The organism is Nocardia caishijiensis NBRC 108228 (assembly GCF_001612825.1).
Classification (GTDB): domain Bacteria; phylum Actinomycetota; class Actinomycetes; order Mycobacteriales; family Mycobacteriaceae; genus Nocardia; species Nocardia caishijiensis.
On sequence record NZ_BDBE01000029.1, the window covers coordinates 256,772 to 278,507 of the forward strand.

Genomic DNA, 21,736 nt, shown 5'->3' on the forward strand with positions numbered 1-21,736 from the left:
CACCTCAGGCGGGCACCGGCTCCAGCCGCCAACCCGAGGCCCGCTCACGCTCGTTCCAGAACGCCGCGTACCGACCGCCGAGGGCGAGCAGTTCCGCGTGCGTGCCCTGTTCGACGATGCGGCCGCCGTCGAGGAACAGGATCTGATCGGCGTGCGCGATGGTCGCCAGCCGATGGGCGACCACCAGCACCGTTTTGTCCCTTGCCAGCTCGTGGATGCCACGCACCACCACGGCCTCGCTGTGCGGGTCGAGTGCGCTGGTCGCCTCGTCGAGCAGCACGATCGGGGCGTCCTTGAGCAGCGCGCGGGCGATCGACACCCGCTGGCGTTCACCGCCCGACAGGGATGCGCCGCCCTCACCCACCGCGGTGTCGAAACCGTCGGGCAGCCGGTCGACGATCTCGTCGACGCGGGCTGCGCGCGCCGCGCGCAGCACCTCGTCCTCGCTCGCGTCGGGCTTGCCGATGCGGATGTTGTCGGCCACCGACCGGTTGAACAGGTAGACGTTCTGGAAGACCAGCGCCAGCTGATCGAGCAGGGTGGCCGAAGGCTGTTCGCGCACATCGTGTCCGCCCACCGAGACCGCGCCGGAATCCACGTCGTAGAAGCGGGCGGCCAGACGCAGCAGAGTGGTCTTGCCCGAGCCACTCGGTCCGACGATCGCGGTGGTCGTGCCCGCGGGGACGGTGAAGGTCAGGTCGCTGAGGACGGGCTCGCCGGGGCGGTAACCGAAGCTCACGGTGTCGAAGACGACAGCCGGGGCACCGGGAGTGACCGGCTCGGTCGGCATCGGCAGGGTCGGCTCGGCCAGCAGTTCGGTGATGCGGTCGGCGGCCGAGGCAGCCGATCGCAGCGCGGCGCCGAGCTGGGCGGCCTGGTTCACCGGTTCGATGAAGCGCGAACTCACCGCGATCAGGGCGATGGCGGCGGCCGCCGAGATGGCGCCGTCGGTCACCTGGACCACCGCGAGGTAGGTGAGCACGAGGAACACCGCCTGCACGAACAGGGCGAACACGATGAGCCCTGGCACGGTGGCCACCATCATTCTCAGCACCGCGCCACGCTGACGCACCAGCGCCGTCTCCAGCGCCTTGTTGCCGGTGCCGACCGCGCCGAACGCGCGCAGCACCGGCTGGGCCTGCGCGAATTCGACCACCCGCGAATCGGCTTCGGCCGCCGCCTCGTGCAGCCGGGCGTCGGCCCCGGTGTAGGCGCGGTTGGCCACCGCGTTCACCAGGTACAGCACCGGCCCGGCCAGCAGCATCGCAGCGCCGATGCGCCAATCGATGAACAACATGCCGAGCGCGACGACCACCGGAACGATGACGCCGGAGAGCACCTTGGTGAGCAGGTAGGCGATCAGGCCCTGCATCTCGCGCACCTGCTCGACCATCACCCGCGACAGCGGCCCGGCCTCCCGGCCTTCGAACCAGCCGAGCGGCAGTTCGTTGAGCTTGTCACCGAGGCGGGTCTGCAGCCCACGCTGCATGCCGAGGCCGATGCGCAGACCGACGACGGCCTGCAGGTACCCGAACACCACCACGCCCGCCACGGCCGCGGTCATGCCGAGCGCCCACGTCCACGCCGTGCTCAGATCGTCGCCGAACAGGGCCTCGAGCAGCGGAACCAGCAGCAGGTACGCGATGGCCTGGCACACGGCCTGCAGCACGATGGCGGCCAGCAGGCGCGGGAGGAGCGGGGCGAACTCGTCGGGGACGAGGCGGAAAACCTTGCGGATCATCGTGTTTCCTCCACCAGGGCGAGCGTGCCGAGCGCGGCCTCGTTGATGTCCCACAGGCGCTGATACAGCCCGCCCGTGGTGCGCAGTTCGTCGTGGGTTCCCTGCTCGACGAGGGTTCCGTTGTCCAGCACCAGGATTCGGTCGACACCGGTGATGGTGTGCAGACGGTGGGCGATGACGAGCACGGTGCGACCGGCCACCAGCGCGGCGAGCGCGTCCTGCACGGCGGCCTCCGATTCGGGGTCGGCGAAGGCCGTCGCCTCGTCCAGGACGAGCACCGGGGTGTCGGCCAGCAGTGCGCGGGCGATCGAAAGGCGTTGCGCCTCACCACCGGACAGCGTGGCATCCACGCCGATCTCGGAGTCGTACCCACGGGGCAGGGCGGTGATCCGGTCGTGGATCTGAGCGGCCCGCGCGGCGCGCTCGAGCGTGGCGTCGTCGGCACCGGGGCGGGCGAGCAGCAGGTTCTCGCGGATCGAACCACGGATCAGACGAACATCCTGGAACACGAAACCGACTGTGCGATACAGCGCTTCACTGCTGAACTCGCGAATGTCGCGGCCGTCGACGGTGATGCGGCCCGCACCGACGTCGTAGAAGCGTGGCAGCAGTTTGGCGAGGGTGGACTTGCCGGAACCACTCGGACCGACCAGCGCGGTGATGGTGCCCGGCGTCAACTCCAGATCGATGCCGTTCAGCACGTTGTGGCCCGTGCGGTAACCGAATTCGACCCCTTCGAAGCGGACGACCCCGCGTTGCACCGGCTCATCGCCGGTCGACTCCGCGATCTCGAGTTCCGGCGTCTGGCGCAGCTCGTGCAACCGCAGCGCGGCCGCCCCACCGGCCCGCAGCGCCTGCGACCCGTAACCGAGGCCGAGCAGCGAACTCCCGATACCGAGCCCGACCAGCAGGAACGGCAGCAGATCGAGCGGTTGCACCCAGCCCGCGCCGACGAACGTCAGCCCGGCGAGCACGACGACGAGCATCACGAACACCGGGGTGACGACGATGTCGGAGGCCGACTGTACCCGGATGATCGGCATCTTCAGCCGGTGCGCGGCATCCACCTGACCGTCCACCGCGGCCTGGAACTCGCTGTGCGCCTTGCCCGCTTGCCCGAACGCGCGCACCACCTGGATGCCGTCGACGAATTCGATGGTGGCCTCGGCGGTGCGCCGCTCCCACCGGGTGTAGACGGCGAGCCGGTCGCGACCCTCGCGGTCCATGATGCGGCCGAACAGCACGAAGTAGGCGATCAGCGGGATCAGCAGGACCAAGGTGAGTCGCCAGTCGACGGTGAACAGGTACCCGAGGGTGACCAGCGGGACCACCAGCGCGCCGACGAACTCGAGCCGTGCGTGCGCGACCAGGTAGTGCAACGCCTCCACGTCGTCGCGCAGATAGGTCTTCACCTCACCGGAGCTGCGTTCACCGAACCAGCCGAGCGGCACCCGGGTGAGCTTGGCCGCCAGCAGGCGGCGCAGGGTGAGTTGATAACCGGCGTCGGCCGCGTGCGACCAGGTGAGCGCGACGGCCTGCAGCAACGCCCGCACGACGAGTACGGCGACGGCGGCGCCGAACAGCCACCACACGCGGTCGGTGTCGACCGGGCTGGCCAGCAGTTCGCGACAGGCCTGCACGATCAGCAGGAACGGCACGACGCCGCACACCGAGGCCACCGCGACGATCAGGCTCGCCACCGTGAGCATGCCCGACACGGGAGCGAGAATGTCCTTGCGCGCCTGCGCTTCTCGCTGCTTCTGCGCTTTCGCGGCCGCCTTGGACGGCCGGTTGCCCGACTCCGCCCCCGGCGGCGGCGCCACCTGCACCGTCATACGTTCTGCCCTCTCGACCTGTCCACAGCAAGTGCTGCCGATGTAGGTTAGCCTAAGTTGAGTGCTTGTGGCCGGGTGGGGAAGGTTGTGTGAACTGCCAGTCAACCCCGGCGATATCGCGTCGAATCGGGCGTACTTTGCTCCCTACCTTGTTGTTCATCGAGGCGGTGGGAGTACGAAAATGTTTGTCACGTCAATTATTTCGGCGATTGCCGACTGCCGGACCGATCCCGGAAATATGACCCACGAACAAGCGCATCGGGCCATGCAGATACACCTCGAATGCAGCGTCGATCTGTGCCGGGTACGGCGGCGTGCGCGCCAGATTCTGGTCGAGGCGAAATTGATGGTTCTGGATCAACGCGCGGGCTGAGGATTGACACTCGAATTTCGGGGCATGCACTCTTCGTGTTCACACACCTGCCCTCATCGGCCGCCTGGCTCCAACACCAGGCGCGAACCGGTTTCGAAGTAACGTATTTCAGCGACGGTGATCGTGGCGTGCTCGTCGAAGGGTGCGCCACCGGAACCGAGGACGGCGCCGTCTGGGTGATCGACTACCGGCTGCGGCTCGACGGCAGCTGGCACACCCGCTCGGCGCAGATCACCGGTCGCTATCCCGACGGCAGGCGCACGCTCACCGTGCAGTCCGACGGGCTCGGCCGCTGGCAGGTCGACGGCGCGACCGCACCCGAACTCGACGGATGCCTCGACGTCGATCTCGAGGCGTCGGTGTTCACCAACTCGCTGCCGGTGCGCAGGCTCGCCCTCGACATCGGCGACTCGGCCGACGCGCCCGCGGTCTACATCCGCGCGGCCGACCTGAAGACGGTGCGCCTGCCGCAGCACTACCGTCGGGCCACCGACGGCGACGACGGGCCGCGCTTCGACTACACCTCCTCGGACTTCGACTACCGCGCCACCCTGTCCTATGACGGAGCGGGCCTGATCGTCGACTACCCAGGTCTCGGGCGGCGCACGGTCTGAACCGAGGGGCTGTGGCGCGTGCCGGGCGCGCGGCGGCGAGACTGTCGGTATGCGACGCAGGCAGCAGCCGCCGCTGCCCAAGCGGCACGGCCTCGACCCCGCCCGGCTCCGGCTCCCGGAGGACGGGCACTGGGCGACCGTGCGCGATCACCTGGTCGAGCGGCTGCCCCGGGTCGACCCGGCGCGCATCGACGAGATGTTGCGCGCGGGCGAGATCGTCGACCTGGACGGACCCCTCGCGCCCGACGCGCCGTACGTTGCCGGCGGCGCGGTCTGGTTCCATCGCGACCTGCCCGTCGAGCGGGAGGTGCCGTTCGAGATCGGCATCGTATACCGCGACGAGCACATCCTCGTCGTCGACAAACCACACTTCCTCGCGACCATTCCGCGTGGTCAGCACATCCTGCAGACCGCGCTGGTCCGGTTGCGGCGCGAACTCGACCTGCCCGACCTGATCCCGGCCCATCGCCTCGATCGGGTGACCGCCGGGCTGATCCTGTTCGTGGTGAATCCGGCCGTGCGCGGGGCCTATCAGACGATGTTCGGGCACCGGACCGTGCGCAAGGAGTACGAGGCCATCGCGCCCTACGATCCCGCGCTGGCGCTGCCGAGGGTCGTGCGCAGCCGGATCATCAAGGAAAAGCATGTCCTCGCCGCGCAGGAGGTGCCCGGCGTGCCCAATGCCGAGACCCACGTGGAACTGGCCGAACATCGCGGCTCGCTCGGCCGGTACCGATTGCGGCCGCACACCGGGCGCACCCACCAACTGCGGCTGCACATGAACAGCCTCGGTGTGCCGATCCTTGGCGACGATTTCTATCCGGTCGTCACCGACAAATCCGTCGACGACTACACGAGGCCACTGCAATTACTGGCGGCCACCCTCGAATTCATCGACCCGATCAGTCGCGTGCCCCGGCGGTTCGAATCGCGGCGAACTCTGCAGGCGTGGCACGATTTGCCCGGTTGGTCCGGGTCGGCTGTCGAGTAGCTCACGGATCGTTTCCCTTCTGTAATAAATCCGTACACTCGACCGGGTGCCCGTCTCCGCCGAACCCCGACCCGGACTGCACGCCTATATCGATATCGCCGTCGTGGTGATTGTGCTCGCCGGAACCAATCTCATCGCGCATTTCACCACCGCCTGGGCCAATATCGTCACCGTGCCCGTGGCGGCCTTCCTGCTGCTCGCGCTGATGCGCAAGCGCGGACTCGGCTGGGCCGAACTCGGACTGTCGCCACGACACTGGCGACGCGGAACCGGCTACGCGCTCGGTGCGGTGGGGATCGTGCTCACGGCCGTCGCGATCGGAGCCCTGCTGCCGATCACCAGGCCGTTCTTTCTCGCCGACCGGTACGCGACAATCTCCGGGGCGCTCATCGCGTCGATGATCGTCATCCCGTTGCAGACCGTCATTCCCGAGGAACTCGCCTTCCGCGGCGTCCTGCACGGCACCCTCGACCGGGTGCTCGGCGTGCGCGGGCTGTTCGCCGCGGGCTCGCTGCTGTTCGGCCTCTGGCACATCGCCTCCTCCCTCGGCCTCACCGCGAACAACACCGGCCTGTCCGGCATCGTCGGCGGTGGCGTCGCGGGCCAGGTCGTCGGTATCGCCCTCGCCGTGGTCGCCACCGCCGCCGCGGGCGTGGTCTTCACCTGGCTGCGCCGCCGCAGCGGCAGCCTGCTCGCCCCCATCGCCCTGCACTGGTCGCTCAACGGTGCGGGCGCTCTCGCCGCGGCCCTCGTCTGGCACACCGCGCTGGCCTAGCATCGGTCCGGTGAAACGTGTACTTGTCGGATTGGTAGTCGCCGTGACCGGTGGGGCGGCGGGGATCGGGCGGGAGATCGCCCGGGAACTGGGCGAGGCAGGTGCGCTGGTGTGCATCGGCGACCTGTCCGGCGACGCGGCCCGAGCCGCGGCGGCCGAGTTGCCGGGAACCGTGCACGGGTGCGAACTGGACGTGACATCGGAGCGGTCGTTCCACGATTTCCTCGCCGTCACCGAGGCGCTGCTCGGGCCGGTCGACGTGCTGGTCAACAATGCCGGAGTGATGTGGGTCGGCGCGTTCGACGACGAACCCGACAGCGCCACCCAGCGGATGCTCGCGGTGAACCTGCACGGCGTGATCCGGGGTGTGCGGCTGGCGGCACCCGCGATGCGCGCCCGGGGGCGCGGACACATCGTCACCATCGCCTCGGTGGCATCGAAGGTCTCCCCCGCCGGGGAGGCGACCTACGCGGCGACCAAACACGGCGTGCTCGGGTATCTGACGGCGGTACGGGAAGAGTTGCGTGGCAGCGGCGTGCGCCTGAGCGCGATCATGCCGGGAGTGGTCGACACCGAACTCGCCAAGGGCACCGCGACCGGCGCCGCGGCCCTGCTACAGCCCGACGACGTGGCACGAGCCGTTGTCGAGGTGATCCAACATCCTCGCTTCGAGGTGACGGTCCCGGGATCGCTCGGCCCGATGCTGCGCTTGGCCGGGGCACTCCCCCAATGGGCACGCGATTTCGTCCTGCGTCGAACGGTTCCGAATCAGCTTGCGGCCGTTAAGGGTTCGTCCGCACGATCCGATTACGAAAAGCGCTTACTCGACGGCGAATCCGGAGTATGACGGGTTTCGCCGTCTCAGTTTCGCACCATGATCGTTGACCGGGGCACGGTCGGCGTTTACGCTCTCTGCAATCACACATATGTTCGATAGTCCATATGTTCGAGTGACGCGGAAGGCGCGAGATGTCCGACGATCGGTCGATCGAGAATGCCGATACCGAGATCACGGCGCTCGCCAAGCAGGTCGCCACCGCCAGGGACAAGCTGCCGCTGCAACACGACACGGCACTCTACGAAGCGCTGTCGGAAAACGAGATCCGCGCCGAACGCGAACTGGCCGAATGGATTCGGGCCCAGCGTCGCAAACAGCGGCGCCTCGCCGTCGTCGACGAGCTCGCCGCCGAGAAACGTGACCGTCGCACGGGTGCGCTGATCCGGCGCACCGACGAAGCCGACGCCCGTTGGCACCGCAAAGCACTGGCCGCGCGACGCCGGGTGTCGAGCGCCGATGCCCGGCTCGCCCAGCTCTACCGCCGCGCCGAATGGTCATCGCGAGCACTGATCGGCGTGGTGCTGCTCGGCATGGTGTGGGCCGGGGTGAATGTGCAGCACAACCTCGTGCCGAGCGGGGACATGAGCGACCCGCTGTACTGGCTCAGCTTCGGCATCGAGGCGATGATCTCGATCCCGATCATCGTCATCATGACCGCCGCGACGACCGCTGCCCGCTGGGGGCGCGAACTCGAGCGCGGCAAGGTCATCGTGTTCGAACTCGCCCTGCTCGGCACCACCGTCGCCCTCAACGCCGGGCCGCACCTGGCGGCGGGCGCCTGGGGCCGTGCGGCGGAGTACTCGATCGCACCGGTGATGGTCGGGGTCGTGATCTGGCTGCACGCCTGGGTTTCGGCGCGGTACGCGATGTTGATCGAGAGCGCGTCGGTGGAGCTGCCGGGCGACTACTCCTCGGTTGACCGGGTGAATGCTGTAGCTACCCGGCAGGATTCGGTGTCGGCGATGGACAGCGGTCACGTCTCGGGTGCGGCGGTGCTCGCTGGTGCGGCTATGTCTGTGAACGGCTCTGGTTCGAGCCAGGATGCGGCGTTGGTTTCGAAGGGCCCAGCCGATGACACTGGACTCGCCGCGAAGTCGTCACCCGACGCGGGTCTGGCCGACGGTACCCAGCATGCCCACGAAACTCCGCCCCGCGGCGCCACACACCTCGGCCACGCTGATGCCCTCGCCGCCCGAGCCACTCACGGCACCGGACGTGACGACACCGTGCACAACAGCGATTCCCGGCTCAGCAATACTGATTCGCCCTCCGCACGTACCGCTCACGACATCGGTGCCGGAGACGAGACCGTGTACGACGGCGATACCCGGCTCGGCCGTGCGGATTCGCCCATCCCACGAGTTGATCACTACATCGACGCCCGAAACAATGAGACCGCGCACGACGGCGACGGGTGCCTCGGCGACGACGCCGGTGACAAGGGCGCACGGCTCGGCAGGAGTACCGCGCACGCTGCCGAAACCATGGTCGATGGCGATGCTCGGCGCGACTTCGAGGCCGCGCCCAGTGACGAGGTGACCCACGACGAGAGCACTCAGCACAGCGACGCGGTGCGCAACGACAGCCATGCCTCCGGCTCAACGGCTGCCATCGACAACGTGGCGCCGGTGACCGGTCACCGCACCACCGTGCGCCGTGCGGTGACCGAAAAGCACACCGCCCCGGGCACTCTCGAACTCATCCACCGCGCCGCCGCCGACCACCGCCGCAACGGCCACACCGACACCAACCGTGCCACTCCCTCGTTGCGGCGAATACCCGTCACCGCCGCCGCCCAGCCCACTCCCGGCGACTCGACCGGCACCGACCCCGTTCCCGAGGCGACGGCACACGCCGACACCGTCGCCCGTGACCACAACGGCGACACGTCTGCCCCCACTCCGGCGGTAGCGCAACACAATTCACCGGCCCCCGCCGACGAGCCCGAACAGCTCACCCTCACCACGGAGCCAGCCGAGCAGATGCTGCTCGAGACCGACCCCGCCCCGATTACCGCACCCACCGCGCACGTTCGCGAAGCCGAACCGGCCGCACGGCTCGAGTCGCCCGCCCAGAATCCCGAGCCAGCCACACGCATCGACCCGCTCGCCCACAAGTCCGGCCCAGCCGCACAGGTGGGGTCCGCACAAGAGCCCGAGCCGACCGCACAGGTCGCGCCGACTGCCCGAAAGCCCATGTCGGCCGCACAGGAACCGCTCGCCCGACAGTCCGAATCAGTCGAGTCGCCCGCCGAAGACGCTGAGCCCGTAGCGCCGATCGCCCTGTCGGCCGACAGCTCAGCGGGCGACGAGCCGCTCACCGCCCTGGACTCCGCACCCGAGGAGGACCTCCTCGAAGACAACCCCATCGACGACTTCGACTACGACGACACCGAGGTCCGCGCTCTCGCCCGCCGCATCGCCACCCACAGCCCCCTGCGCCTGACTCTCGAACAGATCGAGGAGATCCTCGAACTCACCGACCAGTCATGGTCAGCCCGCAGCATCGGCGCCGAGGTAGGCGTCCCCGGTAAAACCGTCACCAATGTCGTCGAATTCGCCCGAAAGATCCGCCACCCCTACGCCTTCACCGGCTGAGGGCACACTCGATCGCTCAGTCGGCGTCGTCCGGAAGCACACGAAATGCCGGGTAGCCGTTGAGAGGTCGGAGTGCGCGAAGATCGCGACGGTCCAGTGAGAGGATCGCGTCTGTATCGAACTCGGCCGCCAGGACCACACAGACGGCGTCGACGAGGTCGAGATCGAGGCCATCGTAGTTCGCACGAACCTTTATTGATGTCGCAAGCTGGATGGCATCCACCTCCGCGAGGACGATACGCGACGAAGCGACGCGCTCGGCGAGTAGCTCGATGATGCGATCAGCAACCTTGCGACCCGCGCGAACGCTCGCGACGTGATGCACCTCGGTCAACGCCATAGGACTCACCACAAGCGCACTCGCTGAATCCGCCGCGCGGCGCACAGCGAAGTGCTCAGGGTCGGAGCGGTTGAACATGGCGAGCATGCCGGAAGTATCGGCGACGACGATCATGCGGACCGGTTCATTACATCGCGAATATCGTCCTTGCTGATGGGCCCACCCAGGTCGAACGTCTCATCATCCGTCAACAGCGGTGTGTCCCACACACGATTCCGCAGAAGATAGGCCCTCAGCGCATCGCGCATGATCTCGTTCTTGGAGCGACCTTCACCGTCGGCCTGAGCTGCCAACGCCGCTTCTTCGTCATCGGTCAGCCGCATCGTCCATGCCATCAGCCCATGGTATCAAGCATGACACCAGGCAGGCCACGGAAACGACGAAGGCCCGCTTCCCCAGCGGGAAACGGGCCTTCGTGGCAACGATCTCGATAGACCGAGGAGGGACCTTACTTGGCCTTCTCCAGGACCTCGACCAGACGCCAGCGCTTGGTGGCCGACAGCGGACGGGTCTCCATCAGCTGAACGCGGTCGCCGACACCGGCGATCTCGTTCTCGTCATGCGCCTTCACCTTGGAGGTGGTGCGAATGATCTTGCCGTAGAGCGGGTGCCGGTGACGGTCTTCCAGCTCGACGACGATCGTCTTGTTCATCTTGTCCGAGACGACGTAGCCGCTACGTACCTTGCGGCTGCCGCGCTCTTCGGTGTTCTCGCTCATGCCGCATCTCCCTTGCCAGCGGGCGCCGTGGCCAGGCCGAGCTCGCGCTCACGCATGACCGTGTAAATGCGCGCGATCTCGTGGCGGACAACGCGCAGACGACGGTTGTTGTCGAGCTGACCCGTCGCCATCTGGAAGCGCAGGTTGAACAGCTCTTCCTTCGACTCGCGCAGTTTGGCCACGAGCTCTTCTTCGTTGAGCTCGCGGAGCTCTGCGGCCGGTGTTCCGGTAGCCATCAGAACTGCTCCTCCCTGGTCACGATCCTGCACTTCATGGGGAGCTTGTGCATCGCGCGGCGCAGGGCCTCACGAGCGGTCTCCTCGTTGGGGTAAGACATCTCGAACATGACCCGACCGGGCTTCACGTTCGCGACCCACCACTCCGGCGAACCCTTACCGGAACCCATGCGGGTCTCGGCAGGCTTCTTGGTGAGCGGGCGGTCGGGGTAGATGTTGATCCAGATCTTGCCGCCACGCTTGATGTGGCGGGTCATCGCGATACGCGCCGACTCGATCTGACGGTTGGTGACGTAGGCAGGCTCGAGAGCCTGGATGCCGTAATCACCGAACGCCACCGCGGTGCCGCCCTTGGACATGCCGGAGCGACTGGGGTGGTGCTGCTTGCGGTGCTTGACCCGACGGGGCATCAGCATGCGTCAGCCCTCCTGACTCTCTGCCGGAGCCTCCGCCACTGCGGTGGCGGCGCGCCCGACCTCGGTGCTGGTCGCGGTGGTGCCGGTGGCGCCGGACCGACGCGGGCGGCTCGGACGCTCGCGACGCGGGCGCTCCGGAGCAGCGGCGGCGGCGGTCAGTTCACGACGACCACCGACGATGTCACCCTTGTAGATCCAGACCTTCACGCCGATGCGACCGAAGGTGGTCTTGGCCTCGTAGAGGCCGTAGTCGATGTCCGCGCGCAGCGTGTGCAGCGGGACGCGACCTTCACGGTAGAACTCCGAGCGCGACATTTCGGCGCCACCGAGGCGGCCCGAGCACTGCACGCGGATGCCCTTGACGTTCGGCGAACGCATGGCCGACTGGATGGCCTTGCGCATCGCGCGACGGAACGCCACACGGTTGCTGAGCTGCTCGGCGACACCCTGAGCGACCAGCTGCGCATCCGACTCGGGGTTCTTGACCTCGAGGATGTTCAGCTGGACCTGCTTCTTGGTGAGCTTCTCCAGCTCGGCGCGGATGCGGTCGGCCTCCGCGCCACGGCGACCGATCACGATGCCGGGACGCGCGGTGTGGATGTCCACACGGACGCGATCACGGGTGCGCTCGATCTCGACCTTCGAGATACCGGCCCGCTCCATGCCGGTGGCGAGGAGCTTGCGGATCTGAACGTCTTCCTTCACGTATTCCGCGTACTGCTTGTCCGCGTACCAACGCGACTTCCAGTCGGTGGTGATACCGAGGCGGAAGCCATGGGGGTTGATTTTCTGTCCCATTTACTTTGCCCCTCCCTTCCGGCGGCTACGAGTGGCAGCGCCGGCAGTGGGCACGCTCTCGACCTCGATGGTGATGTGGCTGGTGCGCTTGCGGATCCGGAACGCGCGGCCCTGGGCCCGCGGCTGGAAACGCTTCATGGTGGCACCCTCGTCGACGAACGCAGTCGAGATGACCAGGGTGGCCGGGTTGAGGCCGAGGTTGTTCTCGGCGTTCGCCGCGGCCGAAGCCACGACCTTGGCCACCGGCTCGCTGGCGGCCTGCGGGGCGAACCGCAGGATGGCCAGCGCGTCCTCGACACGCTTGCCGCGGACCATGTCCACGACGCGACGCGCCTTCATCGGGGTGACCCGCACATGCTTAGCGGTCGCGCGGGCAGTCGGGTTCTGAACCGTTTCGGTGTTGGTTTCAGTCATCGCCGCTTGCTCTTCCGGTCGTCCTTGACGTGGCTCTTGAACGTCCTGGTCGGCGCGAACTCACCGAGCTTGTGGCCGACCATGTTGTCCGAGACAAACACCGGGACATGCTTGCGACCGTCGTGGACGGCGAAAGTGTGGCCGATGAAATCGGGAATGATGGTCGAGCGACGCGACCAGGTCTTGATGACCTGCTTGGTGCCCTTTTCGTTCTGGACGTCCACCTTCTTCAGGAGGTGGTCGTCGACGAACGGGCCCTTCTTGAGGCTGCGTGGCATTTCTTACCTCCTCCTTTAGCGCTTCTTGCCGGTCTTGCGACGGCGGACGATGAGCTTGTCGCTCGGACGGTTGGGCTTGCGGGTACGGCCCTCAGGCTGGCCCCACGGGGAGACCGGGTGGCGACCACCGGAGGTCTTACCCTCACCACCACCGTGCGGGTGGTCGACCGGGTTCATGACGACACCACGGACGGTAGGACGACGGCCCTTCCAGCGCATACGGCCGGCCTTGCCCCAGTTGATGTTCGACTGCTCGGCGTTGCCGACCTCGCCGACGGTGGCGCGGCAGCGCACGTCGACACGGCGGATTTCACCGGAGGGCATACGCAGGGTCGCGTACGGCCCTTCCTTGCCAAGCAGCTGGATGCTCATGCCTGCGGCACGGGCCATCTTGGCGCCACCGCCCGGACGCAGCTCCACGTTGTGGATCGTGGTACCGGTCGGGATGTTGCGCAGCGGCAGGTTGTTGCCCGGCTTGATGTCGGCCGTGGGGCCGGACTCGATCGGGCTGCCCTGCTTGATGCCCTTCGGCGCGATGATGTAGCGCTTCTCGCCATCAGCAAAATGCAGGAGTGCAATATTCGCGGTGCGGTTGGGGTCGTACTCGATGTGCGCGACCTTGGCCGGGATGCCGTCCTTGTCGAGGCGACGGAAGTCGATGACGCGGTAGGCACGCTTGTGACCGCCACCGCGGTGACGCGTGGTGATGCGACCGTGCGCGTTACGACCACCGGACTTGGTGAGCGGGCGCAGCAGCGACTTCTCCGGCGTCGACCGGGTGATCTCGGCGAAGTCCGAGACACTCGAGCCACGACGGCCCGGTGTAGTCGGCTTGTATTTACGGATTGCCATGAGTTCTTCTCTGCTTTCTGGATCGCCAGCCGCTTACGCGACCGGGCCTCCGAAGATCTCGATGGGCTTGCTGTCGGCCGAGATGGTCACGAGCGCGCGCTTGGTGTCCTTGCGCTTGCCGTAACCGAAGCGGGTCCGCTTGCGCTTGCCCTGACGGTTGGCGGTGTTGACGCTGGTGACCTTGACACCGAAGACCTTCTCGACGGCGATCTTGATCTGCGTCTTGTTCGAATCCGGGTGCACCAGGAAGGTGTAGGTACCTTCCTCGATCAGTCCGTAGGACTTCTCCGAGATGACCGGTGCGAGCAGGATGTCGCGGGGGTCGGCGATGGTGCTCACTTGCTCTCCTCCTGGGCCGCCTCGGCGGGACCGTGAACGAACGCGTTCAGGGCCTCGACGCTGAACACCAGTTCGTCGCTGTTGAGGACGTCGTAGGTGTTGAGCTGATCCGGGGCGATCGGCAGCACGTTCTGCAGGTTCGCCACGCTCTTCCACGCGGCGACGTCCTCGCGACCGACGACGACGAGGAACTTCTTGCGGTCCGACAGCTCGGACAGGAAGCTCTTCGCGGCCTTGGTCGACGGGGTCTGACCCGAGACCAGTTCGGTGATCACGTGGATGCGCTCGTTGCGGGCCCGGTCGGAGAGGGCACCGCGCAGGGCGGCGGCCTTCATCTTCTTGGGGGTCCGCTGGCTGTAGTCGCGCGGCTGCGGGCCGTGGACGGTGCCACCACCGGCGAACTGCGGCGCACGGGTCGAACCCTGGCGGGCGCGGCCGGTGCCCTTCTGGCGGTACGGCTTCTTGCCACCACCACGGACCTCACCACGAGTCTTCGTGGCGTGGGTGCCCTGGCGAGCGGCGGCCAGCTGCGCGATGACGACCTGGTGCATCAGCGCGACGTTGGCGGTCACGTCGAAGATCTCCGCGGGGAGGTCGACGGTGCCTTCGGTCTTGCCGCCTGCAGCCTTAACGGTCAGCGTCAGGTTGGCCTTCTTCTCGAGGCTGGTCATGCGTGCGCACCACCCTTCACGGCGCTCTTGACGATCACGACGTTGCCCTTGCGGCCCGGGATGGCACCCTTGACCAGGAGCAGGCCGTTCTCGGCGTCGACCTTGTGAACCGACAGGTTCTGCGTGGTCACGCGGTCGTTACCCATACGGCCCGACATGCGCATGCCCTTGAACACGCGGCCGGGAGTGGCACAGCCACCGATGGAACCCGGGCGACGGTGCACAGCCTGCGCACCGTGCGAGGCACCCTGGCCCTTGAAGCCGTGACGCTTCATGGTGCCTGCGAAGCCTTTGCCCTTGCTGATTCCGGTCACGTCGACGTAGGTGCCCTCTTCGAAGACGTCGGCGGAGAGCTCCTGGCCGATCTCGAAGGTGGAGGCATCCGCGACGCGGATCTCGGTGACGTGGCGGCGCGGGGTGACACCGGCCTTGGCGAACTGGCCGGCGTCCGGCTTGTTCACCTTGCGCGGGTCGATGGCGCCGAAAGCGATCTGGACGGCCGAGTAGCCGTCGCGCTCCACGGTGCGGATCTGGGTGACCACGTTCGGGCCCGCCTTGATGACGGTGACCGGGACGACGCGGTTCTTCTCGTCGAAGACCTGGGTCATGCCGAGCTTGGTGCCCAGGATGCCGGCCGCGGGCCGGTTCTTGTTGTCAGTCATTTCTCGAGTCCCCGTCACTGGATGTTGACGTCGACGCTGGCCGGCAGATCGATGCGCATGAGCGCGTCGACCGTCTTCGGCGTCGGGTCGAGGATGTCGATGAGGCGCTTGTGCGTACGCATCTCGAAGTGTTCGCGCGAGTCCTTGTACTTGTGCGGCGAACGGATGACGCAGTACACGTTCTTCTCGGTGGGCAACGGCACAGGCCCGACCACACGGGCGCCGGTGCGGGTCACCGTCTCCACGATCTTGCGCGCAGACGCGTCGATCGCCTCGTGGTCATAGGCCTTGAGCCTGATGCGGATCTTTTGTCCCGCCACGCTAAGTGTCCTTTTCTCCGCTTTCCTTCGTGGTCACAGGAGCAAGCTCCCGCACCACCCTCATTTGCACAGCCCGAACACACGTGAGGTTTCGAGATCGCCACCGGGCACCGCCCAGTCCTCGCCGCTGTTCATCTGTCATGGTTCTCCGGTCCACGCGGTCGGGCGTGTCGCCCTTTTTGCTACAACGTGGTCCCGAACGTATCCACACCGGCGAACCGGTGGGATACACAACTGCTGCCTGCCCTGCTCGACCCGTCGGCCCCGAAGAGCGACGATCCTGCGCAAGGCAACCCGAACAGTATGCACCATGCCGACAAGGCTCTTCAAATCGGGGGGCATGAGGCATCGGTCACTGATCGGACTGCGCTCGACCATGGTAGCCGGCCGGTCACCGGCGCTGGTCAGGAGGGCTTCCGACCTATCTTACTTTTCAGTAAGATACGGGTATGGCACAGGAAACCGCGACGTACCGCGGCTGGAAGAAGCTGCCCGACAACCGCATCGGGCACGCGCTGTTCTCACTCGGGATGGTGGCCCGGGTCCCCTACTTCGGCACGGTGCTGCCACAGGTGGTTCGGCTCGAACCGGGACTGTGCGAGGTGACCTCGCCCAAGTGGTTCGGCATCCACAATCATCTCGGCACCTTCCACGCCATCGCCGCGTGCAATCTGGCCGAGGTGGCGATGGGCATGCTCAGCGAGGCGACGGTGCCGACCACCCATCGCTGGATCCCCAAGGCGATGAACGTGCAGTACCTGGCGAAGGCCGAGTCGGGGTTGCGGGCGGTGGCGAGGCTGGCCGAGGTCCCCGATTTCGCGGCGATCACCCAGGGGCAGGAGCTCACTATCCCGGTGTCGATCTTCGACAAGGACGGCGTCGAGGTGGTGCACGCCGACATCACCACCTGGGTCACCCCCCGGTAATCCCTTGGCCCGGTACGGTTGTGACCACGACGACAGACGGGGAGTTTCGATGCTGGAAGTCGCGCACGTGGTCCGCCGGTTCGGTGACAAGGTCGCGGTCGACGACGTGTCGTTCACGGTGCCGCCGGGGGAGCTCACCGGTTTCGTCGGCGGGAACGGTGCGGGCAAGACCACGACCATGCGGATGATCATGGGAGTGCTCGCCGTGCAGTCCGGCGAGGTGCGCTGGGACGGACGGCCGGTCACCACCGTCGACCGCCGTTCTTTCGGATACATGCCGGAGGAACGCGGGCTCTACCCCAAGCAACCGGTGCTCGACCAACTCGTCTACCTGGCGCGATTGCGTGCTGTGCCCGCCGAGGAAGCCAAGGCCCGCGCGCTCGGGCTACTCGAACGGTTCGGCTTGGCCGACCGAGGCAAGGACAAACTCGAATCGCTGTCGCTCGGCAATCAGCAGCGGGTGCAGATCGCGGCGGCGGTGATCGCGGAGCCGTCGGCGCTGATTCTGGACGAACCGTTCTCCGGGCTCGATCCGCTGGCTGTCGACTCGATGGTCGAGCTGTTGCGGGAGTACACCGCGAAGGGCGTCCCGGTGCTGTTCTCTTCACATCAGCTCGATCTGGTGGAGCGGTTGTGCGATCGGCTCGTCATTCTGTCTGCCGGTCGGGTGGTCGGTCAGGGGTCGGTCGATGAGCTCCGGTCGGCGGGCGGGGTGCGCTATCGGCTCGTCGTCGACGGTGACGCGGAGTGGCTACGGTCCCGTCCCGACGTTCGATCCGTCGAAATAGACGGTGGGCGTGCGATTTTCGAGGCGTCGGAGACCGATGCCATCGTGAAAGAGGCGTTGTCGCGTGGATCGGTGCGTGAGTTCACCGAGGTCAGGCCGACCGTGGCCGATATCTACCGAGAGGTGACGGCGTGAACGGGGTGTGGCGGATCGTTTCCGCGCGCGAGATGGTGGTGAAGCTGCGGGATCGCAATTTCGTGATCTCGACGGTGGTGACCATTGTGGCGATCATCGCCTCCGTCGCGGTGAGCGGGTTTCTCGGTAGCAGGCCAGAACGGGTCGATATCGTCGCCACCGGCAACGGGGCGGGCGAAGTACTGAGCCTGGCCAACGAGCTGGCTGCCCGGTCGGGAACCGATCTCAGTTTCCGCGGGTATCAGGCTGCCGACCGGACCGAGGTCGAGCAGAGCGTTCGCGACGACGGAGTGGAAGCCGGTCTCGTCCCCACACCCGACGGGTGGGAGCTCATCGGTAACTCCGCCGAGAACGACGACGCGACCACCTACATCACCGCCGCCGCACAGCAGCTGGCCTTGGAGCGCAATGCCGCGGATTTCGGGGCGACCATGGAAGACCTCACCCGTGGCGCGCAGGTGAGCTACACGTTGCTGGACAAGAGCGCGATCGATCCGGGCCTGGCCAAGATCGTGGCGTTCGTCTTCGCCTTCCTCTTCTATCTGGCCTCGGTGCTGTTCGGGATGTCGATCGCGCAGAGTGTGGTCGAGGAGAAGCAGAACCGCATCGTGGAGATCCTGGCGAGCGCGATCCCGTTGCGGCAATTGCTGATCGGCAAGGTGGTCGGCAACGCGGCGCTGGCGTTCGGGCAGCTCGTGCTGTTCGTCGGCGCCGGGCTGGGCGGGTTGGTGTTCCTCGGCAAGGCGGACCAGCTGGGCCGGATCGCCGGTGCCGCGGGGTGGTTCATCGTGTTCTTCGTCGTCGGCTTCCTCGCCCTGGCCAGCCTGTGGGCGGTGGCCGGTTCGCTGTCCACCCGCAGCGAGGACCTGCAGTCCACCGCCACTCCCCTGTCGATGCTCATCATGATCGTGCTGTTCGCGGGCATCTTCCTCACCGGAACCGCCCGCGTGATCGCCTCCTATGTCCCCATCACCTCGATCATCGCCATGCCGAGTCGCCTCGCCGAGGGCACCGCGGCCTGGTGGGAGCCGTTCATCGCGCTGGCGCTGATGGCGGTGGTCACCTACGCGATCGTCCTCGTGGCCGAGAAGATCTACCGCCGCTCGCTCATGCAGACCCAGGGCCGACTCACCGTCCGCCAGGCCCTCGCGCTGGAGGACTGACACGGGGACACCGGTCACGTCTCCTTGCGCCCGCGCGCCGGGTGTGGATTGAATGCGGGGGTGAGTGTGCGGGAGTTCGATATCTGCGTGGTCGGGTTGGGCCCGGCCGGGCGGGGGTTGGCGCATCGGGCTGCCGGGGCCGGGTTGCGGGTGGCCGCGGTGGATCCTCGGCCGGAGCGGCTGTTTCCGCCGACGTTCTCGTGCTGGGTGGACGAGCTGCCGGACTGGCTGCCCGAGAGCGCCGTCGCGCAGCGGATCGCGGCGCCGACGGTGTGGACGAAGACCGAGCACCGCATCGAGCGCGCCTACTGTGTGCTGTCGAAGGCGGGGTTGCACGCCGCGCTCGCGCTCGACGACGCGACAGTGTTCGCGCAACGCGCCGGGCGGGTCGACCAGCACGAGGTCGAGCTGGCCGACGGGACCGTGATCTCGGCGGGCACCGTGTTCGACACCCGTGGCCTGCCGACGCTCGGCAAGCGGCGGGCCGCCTCCGCACACGGGATCTTCGTCGATGCCGCGACCGCCGCGCCGATGGTCGGTGACGGCGAGGGCCTGCTGCTGGATTGGCGTCCGGAGAACGGCGCGGGACCGGACGAGCCGCCGTCGTTCCTGTACGCGGTGCCGCTCGGGGACGGGACCGTCATCTTCGAGGAGACCAGCCTCGGCCTGCGCGGCGGCATGCCCCAGCACGTCCTGCGCCAACGTACGTTGAATCGTCTTGCTGCCCACGGCATTCGGTTGCGCGGCGACGAACCGCACGAGGCCGCCCACTACCCGCTCGACCAGCCACCCCCGAAGAAGGGTGCCGCCGCGGCGATCCCGTTCGGTTCCCGTGGCGGGATGATGCACCCGTGCACCGGCTACAGCGTGGCCGATTCACTCGCCCTCATCGACACCGCCGTGACGGCCGTGCGACAGGGCACCGACCCGGTCGACGCGCTGTGGCCGTGGCAGGCCCGCGCGGTGTACTGGATGCGGATGCGCGGCCTGTGGGGCCTGGGCCGCCTCACCACCGACCAGTCGATCGCCATGTTCGAGGCGTTCTTCACCGAGTCCGAACGCGGCCAGCACGCTCTGCTGTCGGCGCACGCCGACTACACCGCCCTCGGCGCGGTGCTGTTCAACACCGTCGCCCACACCTGGCCGTTCCGCTGGCGCTACGACCTGGTCGGCTGGACCAACCGCGACCGCTGGGTCGACTACCCGTTCGTTCCGACCGCCGAGACCGACGAACAGCCGGTCTGACCAGGAGCACCTCGCCGGACGGTCGGCCCGCGAAAGCACCTGCTCACGCGGTCTCCGCCGCCTTCTTGTATCCACGGATGGCCGGGTAGGCGAACACCGCGATCATCCCGACGGTCCACAACACGGTCTTGAGGAGCGGGTCCGCGACCGGTCCGCCGTAGGACAAGCCCTTCATCGCGTCGATCGCGCAGCTCATCGGCTGGTTGGCGACCACGGTCTGCAGCCAGGTCGGGTAGGCGATGATCGGCACGAAACCGGTGTTGAAGAACATCAGCAGGGTGTTGAGGATGCCGATCAGGCTGATGAGCATCACGCCCTCGGTGATGGTGGCCAGTGCCGTCACCATCACCGCGAAGCCGAGTCCGAACAGGATCGGCACGCAGACAAGCGCGATATTGGTCAGCGGGTCCTCCATGAACAGGAAGCCAAGCGGCACCGCCACGAGCAGCACGATCACCGTGGTGATGAGAATGCGCAACGCCTCCGCGAGCAGCCGCCCGGTGAGCAGCGACGCCTTGTTCAGCGGCATCGTGTAGAAGCGGCTGAGCAGACCGGACGCCTTCTCGCGTTTGAAGCCGAGCGCGCTCACCACCGCACCGGTCATCGCCGCGACGAGGGTGAGCAGCGCGGCCTGACCGTAGATGCTCGGTGTCCCGGTCGCCGCGGTGATGGAGTCACCGAGGACGATGCGGAACATCAGCAGCGTCACGGCCGGGTAGGCGATGGTCTGAATGGTGGTCGACGGGTCGCGCAACCACACCATCAGCAACCGTTTGGTCTGGATGAGGCTGTGGCTGAACCACACCGACACCGAGCTCTCCGGCTTGGCGTGCACCACGGGCAGCTGAGCCGCCGTCTCCGTTGTCGTCATGATCGCCTCACACTCGCCCACACCGCCAGTGGGAGGAAAACAACAGCCGCGATGCCGAGCCACACCAGCGACACCCAGGTCCCCGCCCACGACAGATGGCCCTCGGCCATGTCGCTGAGCGTCTGCGCGAACTGCGAGATCGGCTGGTTGCGGGCGAACCCGCGCGCCCAGGTGGGGAAACTGTTCTCGGGCACGAACCCGGTCGACATCATGCCGAAGATCAAAATCGGCAGGGTGAGCGCCTGGCTCAGCGCCTCGGGGTTCTTGGTGAGACTGCCGAGCGCGTCGGCGCCGAGGGTGAGCACCACACCGACCGCGAGCGCGAACCCGCAGAACGCCAGGGCCTGCACCACCCCGCCGGTGAACCGGAAGCCGATCAGGTACCCGTAGCCGACGGTCGCGATCAGCGAGACCACCGACCGCACGAGACCGGCGCAGATGCGCGACAGCAACGGAACCAACGAGCCGATGGGCATGGTCTGCAACCGGGTGCTCAACCCGGTGAGCGCCTCGAACGCGGCGAGCTGCGCGTTCGACATCATGGTCATCGCCATGGTCTGCAGCACGATGATGGGCATCACGTACTGGGCGTAGTCGATGCCCTGCACCTTCATCACATAACGCAGCGGCAGGTAGAACGCGACCGTCACCACCAGGGGGGTGAGCACGGCGACGATCAGTTCGCCCTTGGTCGCCATGGTCCGCACGATGCGACCGGTCAGCGCGCGCCACTGCGCGAAACTACTCTGGTGCACCTGGGGTAGGTCGGCGAACAGACCCTTCGCCGCGGGGGTCGACACA

27 protein-coding genes are annotated in these 21,736 nt (G+C 67.2%); 10 read left to right on the plus strand and 17 right to left on the minus strand.

The window, feature by feature from the left end; all coding sequences use genetic code 11:
* Nucleotides 1-4: 4 nt before the first annotated feature.
* Nucleotides 5-1,741 (minus strand): ABC transporter ATP-binding protein, encoded by a 1,737-nt coding sequence (locus NC7_RS12540; RefSeq protein ID WP_067982345.1) that lies wholly within the window; start codon nucleotides 1,739-1,741, stop codon nucleotides 5-7.
* Nucleotides 1,738-3,576 (minus strand): ABC transporter ATP-binding protein, encoded by a 1,839-nt coding sequence (locus tag NC7_RS12545; protein WP_067982349.1) that lies wholly within the window; start codon nucleotides 3,574-3,576, stop codon nucleotides 1,738-1,740. Before NC7_RS12545 ends, NC7_RS12540 begins: the two co-directional genes overlap by 4 nt.
* Nucleotides 3,577-3,757: 181 nt before the next feature.
* On the opposite strand from NC7_RS12545, the gene NC7_RS29080 reads away from it, so the two are divergent.
* The 6 genes from NC7_RS29080 (at nucleotide 3,758) to NC7_RS12575 (ending at nucleotide 9,764) form a co-directional block, all read left to right on the plus strand.
* A complete protein-coding gene (locus NC7_RS29080) occupies nucleotides 3,758-3,949 on the plus strand; it encodes a hypothetical protein (protein WP_067982352.1) in 192 nt (63 codons plus the stop codon).
* A gap of 35 nt (nucleotides 3,950-3,984) precedes the next feature.
* The gene (locus NC7_RS12555) at nucleotides 3,985-4,563 is read left to right on the plus strand and encodes a putative glycolipid-binding domain-containing protein (protein WP_067982355.1); all 579 of its coding nucleotides are present in this window, start codon (nucleotides 3,985-3,987) and stop codon (nucleotides 4,561-4,563) included.
* Nucleotides 4,564-4,612: 49 nt separating this feature from the next.
* On the plus strand, nucleotides 4,613-5,554 hold the full coding sequence (locus NC7_RS12560) for an RluA family pseudouridine synthase (protein ID WP_067982361.1): 942 nt from the start codon (nucleotides 4,613-4,615) through the stop codon (nucleotides 5,552-5,554).
* 46 nt (nucleotides 5,555-5,600) lie between these two features.
* Entirely contained in the window at nucleotides 5,601-6,329 is a 729-nt protein-coding gene (locus NC7_RS12565) for a CPBP family intramembrane glutamic endopeptidase (protein ID WP_157101966.1), read from the plus strand.
* A 10-nt stretch (nucleotides 6,330-6,339) separates the two neighbouring features.
* Nucleotides 6,340-7,176, plus strand: coding sequence for an SDR family oxidoreductase (locus NC7_RS12570; protein WP_067982365.1), 837 nt, complete (start codon nucleotides 6,340-6,342; stop codon nucleotides 7,174-7,176).
* 122 nt (nucleotides 7,177-7,298) lie between these two features.
* On the plus strand, nucleotides 7,299-9,764 hold the full coding sequence (locus NC7_RS12575) for a hypothetical protein (RefSeq protein ID WP_067982367.1): 2,466 nt from the start codon (nucleotides 7,299-7,301) through the stop codon (nucleotides 9,762-9,764).
* A 16-nt stretch (nucleotides 9,765-9,780) separates the two neighbouring features.
* Here the strand turns inward: NC7_RS12575 and NC7_RS12580 are convergent, their stop codons facing one another.
* The 13 genes from NC7_RS12580 to rpsJ all read right to left on the minus strand — a co-directional run bounded on the left by NC7_RS12580 (nucleotide 9,781) and on the right by rpsJ (nucleotide 15,808).
* Nucleotides 9,781-10,218 (minus strand): type II toxin-antitoxin system VapC family toxin, encoded by a 438-nt coding sequence (locus tag NC7_RS12580; RefSeq protein ID WP_067982370.1) that lies wholly within the window; start codon nucleotides 10,216-10,218, stop codon nucleotides 9,781-9,783.
* The gene (locus NC7_RS12585) at nucleotides 10,215-10,439 is read right to left on the minus strand and encodes a ribbon-helix-helix protein, CopG family (RefSeq protein WP_084458437.1); all 225 of its coding nucleotides are present in this window, start codon (nucleotides 10,437-10,439) and stop codon (nucleotides 10,215-10,217) included. The genes NC7_RS12580 and NC7_RS12585 overlap by 4 nt, the downstream gene beginning before the upstream one ends.
* A gap of 113 nt (nucleotides 10,440-10,552) precedes the next feature.
* Entirely contained in the window at nucleotides 10,553-10,822 is a 270-nt protein-coding gene (gene rpsQ / locus NC7_RS12590; RefSeq protein ID WP_067982375.1) for a 30S ribosomal protein S17, read from the minus strand.
* On the minus strand, nucleotides 10,819-11,058 hold the full coding sequence (gene rpmC / locus NC7_RS12595) for a 50S ribosomal protein L29 (protein WP_019045024.1): 240 nt from the start codon (nucleotides 11,056-11,058) through the stop codon (nucleotides 10,819-10,821). The genes rpsQ and rpmC overlap by 4 nt, the downstream gene beginning before the upstream one ends.
* Nucleotides 11,058-11,474: a 50S ribosomal protein L16 gene (gene rplP / locus NC7_RS12600; protein ID WP_067491147.1), complete on the minus strand. Its 417-nt coding sequence runs from the start codon at nucleotides 11,472-11,474 to the stop codon at nucleotides 11,058-11,060. The genes rpmC and rplP overlap by 1 nt, the downstream gene beginning before the upstream one ends.
* Before the next feature lie 3 nt (nucleotides 11,475-11,477).
* A complete protein-coding gene (rpsC, locus tag NC7_RS12605; protein WP_067982377.1) occupies nucleotides 11,478-12,272 on the minus strand; it encodes a 30S ribosomal protein S3 in 795 nt (264 codons plus the stop codon).
* Nucleotides 12,273-12,686, minus strand: a complete 414-nt coding sequence (gene rplV, locus NC7_RS12610) for a 50S ribosomal protein L22 (RefSeq protein ID WP_067491149.1) — start codon at nucleotides 12,684-12,686, stop codon at nucleotides 12,273-12,275.
* The gene (gene rpsS, locus NC7_RS12615) at nucleotides 12,683-12,964 is read right to left on the minus strand and encodes a 30S ribosomal protein S19 (RefSeq protein WP_067491151.1); all 282 of its coding nucleotides are present in this window, start codon (nucleotides 12,962-12,964) and stop codon (nucleotides 12,683-12,685) included. The genes rplV and rpsS overlap by 4 nt, the downstream gene beginning before the upstream one ends.
* Before the next feature lie 15 nt (nucleotides 12,965-12,979).
* Complete coding sequence (gene rplB, locus NC7_RS12620) at nucleotides 12,980-13,816, minus strand: 50S ribosomal protein L2 (protein ID WP_067491152.1); 837 nt, start codon at nucleotides 13,814-13,816, stop codon at nucleotides 12,980-12,982.
* A 33-nt stretch (nucleotides 13,817-13,849) separates the two neighbouring features.
* Nucleotides 13,850-14,155, minus strand: coding sequence for a 50S ribosomal protein L23 (gene rplW, locus NC7_RS12625; protein WP_019045018.1), 306 nt, complete (start codon nucleotides 14,153-14,155; stop codon nucleotides 13,850-13,852).
* Nucleotides 14,152-14,826: a 50S ribosomal protein L4 gene (gene rplD, locus NC7_RS12630; RefSeq protein WP_067982380.1), complete on the minus strand. Its 675-nt coding sequence runs from the start codon at nucleotides 14,824-14,826 to the stop codon at nucleotides 14,152-14,154. The genes rplW and rplD overlap by 4 nt, the downstream gene beginning before the upstream one ends.
* A complete protein-coding gene (gene rplC, locus NC7_RS12635) occupies nucleotides 14,823-15,488 on the minus strand; it encodes a 50S ribosomal protein L3 (protein WP_067982383.1) in 666 nt (221 codons plus the stop codon). Before rplC ends, rplD begins: the two co-directional genes overlap by 4 nt.
* A gap of 14 nt (nucleotides 15,489-15,502) precedes the next feature.
* Entirely contained in the window at nucleotides 15,503-15,808 is a 306-nt protein-coding gene (gene rpsJ / locus NC7_RS12640; protein ID WP_003938093.1) for a 30S ribosomal protein S10, read from the minus strand.
* Nucleotides 15,809-16,257: 449 nt separating this feature from the next.
* Here rpsJ and NC7_RS12645 point away from each other — a divergent pair, with 449 nt between their 5' ends.
* The 4 genes from NC7_RS12645 to NC7_RS12660 are packed head-to-tail and all read left to right on the plus strand — an operon-like array spanning nucleotide 16,258 to nucleotide 20,064.
* Entirely contained in the window at nucleotides 16,258-16,734 is a 477-nt protein-coding gene (locus tag NC7_RS12645; protein WP_067982387.1) for a hotdog fold domain-containing protein, read from the plus strand.
* A gap of 49 nt (nucleotides 16,735-16,783) precedes the next feature.
* On the plus strand, nucleotides 16,784-17,656 hold the full coding sequence (locus tag NC7_RS12650; RefSeq protein WP_067982389.1) for an ABC transporter ATP-binding protein: 873 nt from the start codon (nucleotides 16,784-16,786) through the stop codon (nucleotides 17,654-17,656).
* A complete protein-coding gene (locus tag NC7_RS12655) occupies nucleotides 17,653-18,819 on the plus strand; it encodes an ABC transporter permease (RefSeq protein WP_236573251.1) in 1,167 nt (388 codons plus the stop codon). Before NC7_RS12650 ends, NC7_RS12655 begins: the two co-directional genes overlap by 4 nt.
* Before the next feature lie 60 nt (nucleotides 18,820-18,879).
* On the plus strand, nucleotides 18,880-20,064 hold the full coding sequence (locus NC7_RS12660; RefSeq protein WP_236573250.1) for a lycopene cyclase family protein: 1,185 nt from the start codon (nucleotides 18,880-18,882) through the stop codon (nucleotides 20,062-20,064).
* Between the two features lie 43 nt (nucleotides 20,065-20,107).
* Here NC7_RS12660 and NC7_RS12665 read toward each other — a convergent pair whose 3' ends face one another.
* Entirely contained in the window at nucleotides 20,108-20,935 is an 828-nt protein-coding gene (locus NC7_RS12665; RefSeq protein ID WP_067982726.1) for an ABC transporter permease, read from the minus strand.
* On the minus strand, nucleotides 20,932-21,735 hold the full coding sequence (locus tag NC7_RS12670) for an ABC transporter permease (RefSeq protein WP_373861245.1): 804 nt from the start codon (nucleotides 21,733-21,735) through the stop codon (nucleotides 20,932-20,934). The genes NC7_RS12665 and NC7_RS12670 overlap by 4 nt, the downstream gene beginning before the upstream one ends.
* Between the last annotated feature and the right edge of the window lies 1 nt (nucleotide 21,736).